We start from the raw sequence: 11,956 nt of genomic DNA on the forward strand, positions 1-11,956 counted from the left end.
CATCAATGGTGAAAAGTCTCAGCAACAATGACTATCTGTTTACATTCTATGATTACCCAGAAAGTGTTAGGCATACGATTTATTCAACAAATCTGATTGAAGGAAACAATAAACAATTAAAACGAAGTTTCAAAAAGAAAGAACAATTTCCAACGGAAAAATCTGAAGAGAAATACCTTGTGATTCAATTCAATCGTTACAACGAGAAAAACATGAATCACGTACATAGAGGTTTTGGACAAACAACTAGAGAAGATTGGTTCAAGAGCTAATCTGCTTTACCAAGGATATACTTTTACACATAATTCTTGACGCTACCATATCCAAGTTATTAAAGAATGTGTTTTGCCTCCTGCAGTATACTAATTAAAATTTTTCTTTATATTTTTCATGCTTTTCCAATTTTTTTGTATATATATATAGTTAGTGGAGGTAACAATGACAAATTTAAATGAACTACAAACGATAGTACAATCCAAAAAACGTTTTATCGATGGATATTCAAAGATCATTCTTTCTTTTAAGCCCATCCAGGCATATCTACTTCAACAATGTCTAGGAGTTTAAAGTTCTCTCTTTAGAAGAGATTTCTGCACTCATTCAACCAAGTTCTTCCAGTTCCAAAATTATTACACTGGATTTCGAAGATATTCGTATTCCTGGAGCTAAAATTGTCTATAATTCAATCTATATGGTTCAACACTCTTTGTATCTATCAAAATTTATGTTGATTCCTATTGAAGCACAAGGTGAAGAATCCTATAAATACACTCTTCCTTGTCGAAGTCTATAATATGCATATAGATTGATTGCCGATCAAAAAATCATTCTCCCGGGGGTTCAAAAATCTCTTTATAACGATAATATAGCCGTTCGTTCTTTTTGGATCTGCTTACATCACCCAAAGATAAAAAATAATTGTCTATTAGAGTATGTAACACTAGAAAATCAAAAGATGGGTAACCTACGTTTGATCCTACATCTTGTGGAATCTCTAAGACTCATCTTTTATATTCGTCCCTTCAATCAAAAGAAAACAAGGTCGCATCTAAGGCCTCAAATCCGGTGAATTGGATCACCTTGTTCAAAAAATTTCTCTTTTACCGGAAAGTGGCACCATTTCCGATATTCAACAGGCCTTTTCTATCTTGCGTGTTCAAAAGGAAATGCAATCTAAAGTTTTAAAACGCTTAAATCTTCATTAATACAAATCCCCATAGAAACACTCATCTTCCATGGGGTTTTACTCGTTTAATTTAGAATATACTCTTTTAATATCATTAATATATCAATATATCCTTGAACGATATTCTTTTAATAATTCTGTTTCAGGGATCTACTCATTAATTTCTTTTAGTTTTAGCTCTTCTAAATTCTCTAATATTTTCAAATGCCTTTTTACTGTATTTATTTTCTGATTTACTTTTCAAATAATCACCTGAAGAGTAATGCCATAGATAGAACGCAAAATATCTATCCTTGAATCACTGGACAATCATTCATTTCTTTTAATCCTGCCTTTGGCATACTAAATCGCAGAATTTGTCGAATTGATAAAAACCATAAGACATCGTATTACAGTTTTTTCCATTCCATATTCAAAATAATATCCTAATTAAAAAACATTCGTTTCTCTTCTCGACAACAAACCTTTAGCATAATCTATCTATACAAGTATTAAAACGAACGATATTTCATCAGTTTCTTTTTGATCTGATTTGCCTGCTCCCTGTATTTCTTAAAAGAATCCGAATTTTGAACCTTTGCATCATTCGAAACATATACATATAATTTTCTATGATCTTTCATTTCAATTTCTAAACCAATATATACTTTTCGATTAAACCACCAGAAATTATAATTTGTGACCAAAACTCTGCGATCCACAGGAAACGGATATTCTTCATCATGATACTTGGCATCTTCAAATACGATCTGACACTTACAAACATCCTTTATCACATAGATTCCTTTCGTTCCTGATAAGATTTGAAAGGTTTTCCGATGTGTATTAATCAGCACATTTCCTAAATCCATGAAACTTTTCTGCTTTTTGGAAAGATCAACATCGATCAAATCTGATAATGGAATCTGATAAAAATCCGCATACTTTTGCATACCATCTAAATCCGGTTCGGATTTTCCTAGTTCGTGATTGGATATCGTCTGATGGGCCATATACAATTTTGAGGCCAGTTCTTTTTGTGATAAACCATTCTTTAAACGTAAATAATGTAAATTTGATTTGAGGTATGTCATGATCCACGCCCCCTTTCAACATTATAATAAAATATGAAAAAACAACTGTCATGCAAAGAAAATGGGAATCCTTGTCTTCCTACAATTCTTTTAAAAAAATGGAGAAATCCACTTTCGAATCTCTCCATTTCATCAATTTATTTTTTCCAGACATTCATCAATTATGAATATCCAGTTTTTTCTTCCTGCTTACTTAACAGGACATTCTACAACGATAGAAGATGTATCGACTTCGATTGTTGTCGATACCCATGGAAGCTGTGTTTGATCTACATCCATACCATACAAGATCAAAGATAACGTATGTCCTGGTGCAATCGTATAATCATTGGATACAAACTCAAAGGAATAGGTGTACCAACTCTGTGGATCGATCTCTTCTTTTGAATAATTGTTATTTCGATTTTGTGCATTCATCCATCCTCGCGTAATCACGGAATAAGCGGATGGTTTTTGTTCCATCTTAAATCGAAAAGAACGATTCTCATCACCATCTAGCTGACACGTTAATCGTTTTTGTTCTCCCTTTTCAACCAACATTGCACTTAATATGGCGGTTGGCTGATTGATACGGGCACGAAACTGTACCTTTCCCCGACCCGCAAAACGAACTGACTTTTTAAACGTTTCCAAATCAAAAGAGAGCGAATGAGCATTTTGTGTTAATACCAGTTCATCCAGCCATTCTTTGGTATTTTTCTTTTTTCGATCATACACTGTTTGGGATAGATCATCTATGATCGTTTGAACTCCTGCATCCTTGATTTGATACACTTCCATTTGCCTAGGCGGCCAGTGTTCTTCCTTCATCCAAACCGTCTGATCTACATTGCTCTCAACAAAGATCTTTGCCTCATCTTGTATGCCGGTAGCCATACCTTTTAAATAATAATCCAGCCATCGATCAATCAAAGACAAAGTCGGACTGCCTTCTAAGTGATATGTGTATATGTGTTGTCCTTGATGCAACAACATCATTCGATCTTTTCCTAATTCCTGTAGCTTTTCAAACAAAAAGATGCCTTGATCCGGTTTTACGTTCCAATCATTAAGTCCTTGTATCACAAAAACAGAAGCCTTGATTTGATCGACATGTTTGAGATAGTTTCTTTCATCCCAGAAGCGATTGTAGTTTCCGGATTCCCGGTCTTCTCCTTCTTGAAGCTCCTTTTGCGATTTTTCAAATAAAGGACGTATCGTTTCAAAATCTTTAGAATCCAGAGCTCTTGAAAAACAATATTTTGACAAAATATCTAGGTCATCTCCCTGCCAGTCCATGGCCGGTAATGTTAAACCATTATGCCGATAATATTCATACCAGTTGGAAATACCGGCTTCCGGAATGATCGTTTTCAGCCCTTCAACGCCGGTCGTGGCAACACCGATACACATCGTTCCTAAATAAGAACGAGCTGACATGGCAACAGAACCGGTACACCAATGCGCTTTGATCTCCATTTGTCTTGTACGATCGACAAAAGCACGAGCTCTTCCATTCAACCAATCGATAACCGATTTAAACGCAAGAATTTCTTCCTGCGAACCGGTACGCGTCAAACCATCCGATCCTCTTGTTCCCAATCCGGCACTAAAAACACCGGCATATCCTCTTTCAATCAAATGATCATACAAATCCGAAATACATTCGTATTCACTTGGATCCGGTTCCGGAATCGGATTGGTTTTTACTTTCCCCTGCGACTTCGTTTTAGGATACATTGGCTGTTTTCTGGGAACAAACAAAATATCACTTTCCGTAATATTTTGCGTCGGATACGCCTTGATATTTTTATTGACATCGTAAAGTTCATACCAATCTTCATTACAATGTAACATATAAGGATTCGCCACGAATACGGCCGGCACTTTTTCATCTAAAAGCGGTCGTTTGATATACACCGCAATGAGATCGTATTTTCCATCCTCATCAGTATCCACCGGCGTTTCCACAAATACTTTTTCAAAAATTGTTTTCATAAAACTCCTATTTATTTGTTTCTTTTGGATGTTTTTTTAAATATGCCTTCCATATCAAAACAAAGATGGCACCCAGGGCCAACATCGCAATCAAGAAACCGAAAAATTGACGATATCCATCTACACCCGGATTTTGGTCGATCATAATACCCGCTAATACAGAAACAAAGATTTCCGGTAAATAACCAACCGTAGAAATAATGCCTGCAGCCGTTCCGGAGAATTTTTCAGGGATACCACCTTCATCCATCATAGCCCATGTCTGCGCATAATTGACATTGTAGAAAATATAAATCAGAACAAATAAAATCGTGAACATCAAAATTGAATCCGGTTGTGTCGGCAAGATCAAAATGCCTAATGTTCCCAAAATCATGATCACAAACGAAATCAAAAGCGCATTTCCTGTTCCAAATTTATCGGAGAAAAATCCACCTCCGACATTTCCAAATAAAGAAAACCAGCGCTTTAAAGCGGCCAAAGTTGCCCCAAAAGTAACTGTTGCCCCTAAGATCGATGTCGCATAAGGTGTAAAGTAATACAAAGATAAAGTAAATACATAATTACAAAACGTCACAAATCCGATGATCCAAACCGCAGGCATTTTTAAAACTTGACCAATTCCCTTAAACGAAATACGATCGCTCTTTTCCATTTTTCCATCTTTTACCGTAAAGAAGCAGAAAATACCCATGGCAATCGTAATAATGGAATAATACACGATGACGGTTTTCATGCCTAATACTTCATCATTGATCTGTCCAATCCCAATACGGAACGCAACCACAGCACCCATAGCCATCAAAGCCGCGCCAATGCCTCGTCCACCTTCAAAGAAACCATACGCTTTTCCTTGATCATCTGATCCCGACAAAATACGCACTGCTTTTACACAAGCCGGCCAAAAAGCAAATAAGCTTGAAATTCCCCAGAAAGCATATAAAGCGACCAGTTCGTAATAAGTAAGTGGCAACAAATGAACAAAACCGCCAAGGCCTGTTCCAATCAAAGAAACGGTCAAAATCATCCTTGTAGAGAAACGATCGGCGACAACCCCTCCGAATAAGTAAGAAATCATACCAAATACACCTAAGATGCTACCGAAAACGCCCATCTGTGTATTGGTTAAATGATACGTTGCCAAGTAGGCATCATAATAATCAAAACGAAAATATGGCAATCCGTATATGATGGCTCCACTAAAGGCAACAATAAGAATCGCCCAAATATTTTTGGATAATTTCTCTCCAAAACCGAGCTTTGCTAATAAGTTTTTCATAAACTCTCCTCCTGTTTAACAATTTGATCTTCTTTATGATTAAAGGAATGTAATCCCTTATAAAGAACTATACCTGCAACCGCATAAAGTCCGGCGGCAATAAAATAAGCTTTCTGATAGCCAGATTGTTCTAGAAATAAGTAACCGCCCGTAAAGTAACCACTTAAAATACTAACGATTCCCGCCATGAAATTCACAAGCGAAGTATAAATAGGACGAATTGATTTAGGAATGACATCCATCGACAGGGAACTATCGACCGGACTGGATAAGTTGGCAAGACCGGCTCGAATAAATAAAGCACCACCTACAACGGGAACTACAAAATCCCCCAGATAATTTCCACATCCGATCAAGATCATAAATGGTATAGAAGCCATCACTGTAAAAAAGATCGTACCTACTTTACCAAATTTCTTCACACACTTAGGTGTAAAAAACATAAATAACACAATGGCAATATACGAAATCGAAACGGTCAAAGAAGATGTAGCTTTATCAATATGCAGGTTTCGATTCAAATACACGGTATAATACGATGTAAACAATCCCATCGCAAAAGAAATCAAAGCCCAATATAATAAATAAGCTCTGGAATAACGATTTAATAAAACCTCTGAAATCCCCCTTATTTTCTGTTTCCATGAAATTTTATCTTGAAATTCATGCGTCACAAAGTCTTCTTTCTTTTCTTTGATAAACAATACAGGAATTAACGAAATCAAAGAAATACAACCAAATAGAAATAATACGATTTCATTCCCCATCATATAATCCGCATACATGGCATTGGATAACTGCGTAATATATCGCGTTGCTTCCTGTGCTGCGGAATACGTAATACCGGAAACGACCGAAAAAGCTTTGACCACAAAGGCTCCCCCTAAATAAGTGGCAATAAAATAACCAATGTATCCCATATAGTACGTTCTTGTGTACCAATTTATTTTTTTAAGGCCCAGATGTTCAGTATAACAGGCGATAAAAGGACTCAGCATAATAAAATGAAGTTGTACACCTGTTAGAGCCAGTAATGTCGCAGCATAAAGTACCCAGTCATATTGTAAAAAGATGGCCCCAAAAAACGCAAACGATGTTCCTAACGAACAAAACAGCAGTAGTTTTTTATAGCCTATTTTAGGTACAGCCAATAACAACAAGGCACTGATAAATGTCGCATACCCGTAAAAAGCCCAGAAAGATGTCGCAATCGAGACTTGTACTTCCTGTAAATAATTCACATAAGTATCATATAAAACACCACTTGCCAGATTATTGATGACATAACTTATAATGAAGCAAAGAATATTTCTCTTTTCCCTTATTGTCTCCATTATACCCTCCTAAAAACAGCTTTCATTATACGTTTATACTAGAAATATATCAAATATTTTTTCATTTTTGTTTCATAAATTTTCATAATGATTTTTCATCGAAAAAATCCAAATTAAGAAGTAATAAGTTGGGCAAATCTATTTTTAATAATAAGGAAAAATCCATCTTAATTTGAATCTAGAAATCATACTTTTCACACAGATTCCCGATTGAACACTCTGAAAACAAAAAAAGCCTTTATCGAATGTGATAAAGACTTATTTTAACAAGTGGTGGTCTCAGTCGGAATCGAACCAACGACACAAGGATTTTCAGTCCTTTGCTCTACCAACTGAGCTATGAGACCATTTGGTTGCGGGGGAAGGATTTGAACCAACGACCTCCGGGTTATGAGCCCGACGAGCTACCAGACTGCTCTACCCCGCGATGTGAAATATTAACTTGAATGGCGGAGAAGCTGGGATTCGAACCCAGGCGCCGCGCTAACGACCTACCGGTTTTCAAGACCGGACCCTTCAGCCACTTGGGTACTTCTCCAATTGTATTGAAATTGGTGGACCCTGTAGGACTCGAACCTACGACCCGCCGGTTATGAGCCGGATGCTCTGACCAACTGAGCTAAGGGTCCATTAAACTCGTTGGTGGCTGGAGTGAGACTCGAACTCACGACCTTCCGGGTATGAACCGGATGCTCTAGCCAACTAAGCTACCCAGCCAAAAATTTAGAAAGTGGTCGGGACGACAGGATTTGAACCTGCGACCCCTTGATCCCAAATCAAGTGCACTACCAAGCTGTGCTACGTCCCGAAAACAAAAGAATGGCGCGCCCAGCAGGAGTCGAACCCACAACCTTTTGATCCGTAGTCAAACGCTCTATCCAATTGAGCTATGGGCGCACATACACAATCAGTGCTCAATTAATATAGCACAGCCTGTCCCCTTTTGCAATGCCTTTTTTTAAATTTTACACGGATTGTCGTATCTATCTGTCAAAAAACGATGCCTTCCATGATTTCACAGAACCATTTTCTTAACCCATTATTCTTCCTCTATCACTTTTATGTTTTCAAAAACGGGGTCTTTTATATTTTGTATAGTGGCCTGCTGCCCATCTATACAAAAAGTATAAGTTCCATCTTGATGGTGAATCAAATATCCTCGCTCCCGCATTTCTTGCTCGCTCCATGTTCCTTCGGTTCCGGGAGCATTTTCATGATAAGGTTCAAAGATGACAAGATTTGTGACAACAGGAAGCATAAACAAAAACAGTAAAATACCCTTATTTGTCTTTTTCTTCTGTTTGGATTCTAAAAGATATTGAACACGATACGATAGAACATTTCTATTTTCCGCAAAGAAAAAGCTCGATGAAAATCGCAATTTTTTCTGTAACACATTTTTAGTTATCTTCTCGTTCATTTCCACTAAAGTTGAAACATAGTCCAACATTTTCTCCTGTGTCATAGAACGTGTTACTTTTTCATCTACACGCATCTCCAATACGATCTGAACTTGATTTTTCAGCCAGTACACCGGTAAAAACCACCAATATACGATCGTTAAAAGATTCATCAGCTGTTTGATCCATATATCATGATTTAGAATATGCTGCAACTCATGCGATAAAATGTGCTCTATTTCCTTTTGTGAATAAGAGGCATTTGGTAACAGGATCACTTTTTGCCATCCTAAAACCATAGGAACTTCGATCAAATCCGTCTTCCAAACCGGATAATCATTTTTTGGATTCACTTTCATAAAATCAGAAATATGAAACACTTCACTTTTCTTTTGAATGATTTTTTGTAGATCAAACATCCTTTTTAACATATATAAAGAATGAAGAGCGGTAGCTATCATCCCCACACACCATAGAATCATGATCACTTCGCCAAACCGATGGCCGAATACCGCAATGTTTAAAAGGGCCTGTAAAGGGTTCATCAAAGCACTAAACGCAATTGTTATGGTAAAAGGAAATTCTACCGGTAAAAAAAGACGGCCCCATATGATCATCGCCAACAATATCAAAAGATCCGTCCGAAATAGAAGATGTGTCTTCTTTCTCTGTATCAAAACATAAAAAAGCAGAATCATCCCCAATGCCATTAATAAAGTAATAAAAATCGAAGAAGTAGATATATGCATAAAATTATCCCCTCCCCCATTATGAATTTATTATATCCTAATTCTTTGAAAAAGCACATTAAGATTTCATGAGGACATAAAACAGGCTTTCTATTGATTCTTAAATCGCACAAAAAAATTAAGAAAATTTTATAAAATTCAGCAATCGTATTGTGCTATAATACAGCTACGAAAGGGGATTTATCATTAAGGGGTTTTACATTCATGAAGGGGAAACAAATCATAATCCGGGGTTCTATCCTCCTGTCATTGGCGGCTGTTATTTTTGGCTTGTTTATCAGTGCATGTTCACATGCGGATATCTTGCCGGTTCGTTCGAACATTGTTTATCAAAAAGGGGAAATTGTAAATCTGAAAGCAGAGAATTTTTTAGACTCCAGCGTATCTTCCGAAGTCTTAAAAAAGGCGATTTTATACTCACCTTTATTAGATCGTGAAAAATATACACTGGATGAAAACTGTAACGTTGTTTCTAAAGGAAAAGACTATTTAGAATGTGGTACATATCAAGTTTCCATTGCTTATAAGGATGAAATCAAAACCGTGCAGTTCAAGGTCGTAGAAGCATAAAACGACAAGACGTCAAGTCCTGCCGTTTTTTTTATCGACGTAAGCGAAATGTTTTCGGAGCTTTCGCATAAACCAGTTTATACGCAATTAAAATATAGAGTATGCAGAAAAGTGACATGATTGTTCCAAAGACATAGGTGCTCATATGGATATAGATAAACGCAAAGCACACAATGTAGGTCAATGACATGACGATACCATAGGTTGCGCTCTTGGTTTCGGTAAATTCATTATATGGCTGTAAAAGATAATAACTTGTCAAATAATGAATGGAAAAGAAAATGCTCGTCGATACAATACAAATAAATACGATGGGATAAACCCAAATGCTTTCATCGGCCTGACTGATTGCCAAAAGGATCGGTAGGCCAATGGCTAATACCAAGGCCGGCATTAAATTGATCACAATCAAAGAGCGTAATCGCAAGCGGAACAAAGATAAGATCACATCCGGCCTGCGATAAAAGGAATAGGTCAACATACTGTGATCACAATTGCGAAACATCGCCTGCACGACGGATTTAGAGGAGTTAAACGAATACAGGATGAACACAAAATAGGGAAGATAGTTCAACACAAAGCCTTGTACCACTTCTCTTGCCTCTGCCAAGAAAACTTCCAATATCCCGGTGAATACTACAATACCCAGACAAATTAACGTCATGCGCTTGCTCGAACGCCAAAGAATCCTTTTATGCCGCTTGATGAATAAATCATTAAAATACGCATAACCTGTTTTCTGACTGGTGATCTTTTGATCCTGACTGATCATATCCCAGGAGTTTTTGTTCTGCACTTCCTTCATGCTGGCCTTGATCTGAACCGGCCCTTTTTGTAATAAAAGACGATACATTTCTCTAAATCTTTGAAATCTCAAAACATAAGGACAGACACCGATACCGATAACGATCACCATGACCATCAAAACAAGATATACGATCACCGGCAAAAAGAAACCGGCAAAGAGTGTGCCATAAGCTAAAACCCAACAAGTCAGAATTAAAGTCCAAATCAGTTTAACCGGACTATTCTCATTGCGAAGAATTTTTTTAGTTTCAAAGCGATATAAAGACCAGGCAGCACTGATCGTTTTAGCCGCGATGATGTAAAAAGGAACGACCAGACAATAGTACCATGGAATAGGACACCACAGGCAGACAACCCACAAAGAAACTCCCATGCCCACCAGAATCTTGACCATTGAATACGCATAATCGGTCAAAGTATAGGCTTTGGCATCCATCCGTAAGGAAATCATCGCATAGTATTTATCCTTTGTCGGATCAAACATCGTATTGTTTGAAATGGCTCCGGCGATGCTGAAAAAGAAAAAAATATGGATGATCGCTAAACTCGGCTGTTTTGATGCCATCAAGACAACCGGGTAATAAATACAGATGGCAACATACAATCCTTTGTTGATGAAAATTGATACGATTTCCCACAATAATGCCAATACCGTGAAGACCATCTTTAAACCAGTCTTTCCATAAAGACTGACCGATAACATTCGTTTTAACCCCGGAACCTGTCGAATCGCATATAAGATGGAGTTGATTCGATACGTCATTCGCAATCGAAAAGAGATCCAAAATACCTTACGCATGATCTTCCTCTTGCAGGATACGCAAAATATCCGCTTTCAATTCAGCTTCACTTTCTTTTTCCGGCATCTCTTCCAACTTTCCATGACTCAACAAAACAATCTCATCACACAGATCAAAAGCCAGTTCCATAATATGTGTCGATAAAATTAAGATTCGATCCTTTTTCAAATCACGAAGGATGTTTTTCATCTCTTCCGCCACAACGACATCTAAAGAGGTCAAAGGTTCATCCAACAATAAAACCTTGGGAGAAGCAATGATATTGACCAACATCTGCATCTTATTTTTCATACCGTGTGAAAAATCCTTCAACAGGCGATCTCGATCTTCTTTGTCCAAATTCACAAGATCAAAATACGCATCCAGATCCATTGTATTGGGAATGGATGCCACATTGATCTCCACAAAAAATTTTAAAAATTCCCGAGCGGTCAAAAATTCCGGCACCTGTGGTGTCGATAAAACATAGCCGATATCTTCCATCCCCAAAGGCTGTTCTGAATCTTTATCCCGCAGGAAAAATCTTCCCGCATCCGCAGAAATATCCTGGTTTAAGCAGTTAAACAACGTCGTCTTTCCGGCCCCGTTTCTTCCTAATAAGCCATAGATCTTACCGGGTTGAAAAGTAAACGTGATGTCTTTAAGAACCTCTTTTTCTTCAAAGCTCTTTTTTAAATGTTCAATTTGTAATTCCATAGCATTCCTCACTTATGCAATTATATTAACATAACGAAACTATCTTTAACATACACCCCCATTTCAAAAAAATAACTAGCTTTCG

General features: G+C 37.2%; 10 protein-coding genes and 7 tRNA genes. 3 read left to right on the forward strand and 14 right to left on the reverse strand.

Going from position 1 to position 11,956, the window contains the following annotated elements; all coding sequences use genetic code 11:
* Together G413_RS11400 and G413_RS12510 are read left to right on the forward strand one after the other, a co-directional pair.
* The coding region (locus G413_RS11400) for a transposase (protein ID WP_022790553.1) at positions 1–272 on the forward strand (272 nt) is incomplete at its 5' end.
* Positions 273–438: 166 nt separating this feature from the next.
* Positions 439–567: a hypothetical protein gene (locus G413_RS12510; protein WP_022790554.1), complete on the forward strand. Its 129-nt coding sequence runs from the start codon at positions 439–441 to the stop codon at positions 565–567.
* 1,110 nt (positions 568–1,677) lie between these two features.
* Here G413_RS12510 and G413_RS11840 read toward each other — a convergent pair.
* From G413_RS11840 to G413_RS0109030, 12 genes are all read right to left on the reverse strand, one after another.
* Positions 1,678–2,259: a helix-turn-helix transcriptional regulator gene (locus G413_RS11840; protein WP_022790556.1), complete on the reverse strand. Its 582-nt coding sequence runs from the start codon at positions 2,257–2,259 to the stop codon at positions 1,678–1,680.
* Positions 2,260–2,448: 189 nt separating this feature from the next.
* Positions 2,449–4,236 carry a CocE/NonD family hydrolase gene (locus G413_RS0108980; RefSeq protein ID WP_022790557.1) on the reverse strand — a complete coding sequence of 596 codons (1,788 nt, stop codon included), beginning with the start codon at positions 4,234–4,236 and terminating at the stop codon, positions 2,449–2,451.
* 7 nt (positions 4,237–4,243) lie between these two features.
* The gene (locus G413_RS0108985; RefSeq protein ID WP_022790558.1) at positions 4,244–5,515 is read right to left on the reverse strand and encodes an MFS transporter; all 1,272 of its coding nucleotides are present in this window, start codon (positions 5,513–5,515) and stop codon (positions 4,244–4,246) included.
* Positions 5,512–6,849 carry an MFS transporter gene (locus G413_RS0108990; RefSeq protein WP_022790559.1) on the reverse strand — a complete coding sequence of 446 codons (1,338 nt, stop codon included), beginning with the start codon at positions 6,847–6,849 and terminating at the stop codon, positions 5,512–5,514. The genes G413_RS0108985 and G413_RS0108990 overlap by 4 nt, the downstream gene beginning before the upstream one ends.
* A 271-nt stretch (positions 6,850–7,120) precedes the next feature.
* Positions 7,121–7,196: transfer RNA gene (locus G413_RS0108995), tRNA-Phe, on the reverse strand.
* A gap of 3 nt (positions 7,197–7,199) precedes the next feature.
* A tRNA-Met gene (locus G413_RS0109000) sits at positions 7,200–7,276 on the reverse strand.
* 20 nt (positions 7,277–7,296) lie between these two features.
* Positions 7,297–7,387: transfer RNA gene (locus G413_RS0109005), tRNA-Ser, on the reverse strand.
* 14 nt (positions 7,388–7,401) lie between these two features.
* Positions 7,402–7,478 (reverse strand) — tRNA-Ile (locus G413_RS0109010).
* An 11-nt stretch (positions 7,479–7,489) separates the two neighbouring features.
* Positions 7,490–7,566, reverse strand: a tRNA-Met gene (locus G413_RS0109015).
* Positions 7,567–7,580: 14 nt separating this feature from the next.
* A tRNA-Pro gene (locus tag G413_RS0109020) sits at positions 7,581–7,657 on the reverse strand.
* A 12-nt stretch (positions 7,658–7,669) separates the two neighbouring features.
* A tRNA-Arg gene (locus G413_RS0109025) sits at positions 7,670–7,746 on the reverse strand.
* Positions 7,747–7,888: 142 nt separating this feature from the next.
* Positions 7,889–8,998, reverse strand: coding sequence for a M56 family metallopeptidase (locus tag G413_RS0109030; RefSeq protein ID WP_022790560.1), 1,110 nt, complete (start codon positions 8,996–8,998; stop codon positions 7,889–7,891).
* A 204-nt stretch (positions 8,999–9,202) separates the two neighbouring features.
* Here G413_RS0109030 and G413_RS0109035 point away from each other — a divergent pair, with 204 nt between their 5' ends.
* Complete coding sequence (locus G413_RS0109035; RefSeq protein WP_022790561.1) at positions 9,203–9,568, forward strand: hypothetical protein; 366 nt, start codon at positions 9,203–9,205, stop codon at positions 9,566–9,568.
* Positions 9,569–9,599: 31 nt separating this feature from the next.
* Here G413_RS0109035 and G413_RS0109040 read toward each other — a convergent pair whose 3' ends face one another.
* Positions 9,600–11,174 (reverse strand): hypothetical protein, encoded by a 1,575-nt coding sequence (locus G413_RS0109040; RefSeq protein ID WP_022790562.1) that lies wholly within the window; start codon positions 11,172–11,174, stop codon positions 9,600–9,602.
* Complete coding sequence (locus G413_RS0109045) at positions 11,167–11,871, reverse strand: ABC transporter ATP-binding protein (protein ID WP_022790563.1); 705 nt, start codon at positions 11,869–11,871, stop codon at positions 11,167–11,169. Before G413_RS0109045 ends, G413_RS0109040 begins: the two co-directional genes overlap by 8 nt.
* Positions 11,872–11,956: the final 85 nt, after the last annotated feature.

The organism is Faecalicoccus pleomorphus DSM 20574, assembly GCF_000420345.1.
Lineage (GTDB): Bacteria > Bacillota_I > Bacilli_A > Erysipelotrichales > Erysipelotrichaceae > Faecalicoccus > Faecalicoccus pleomorphus.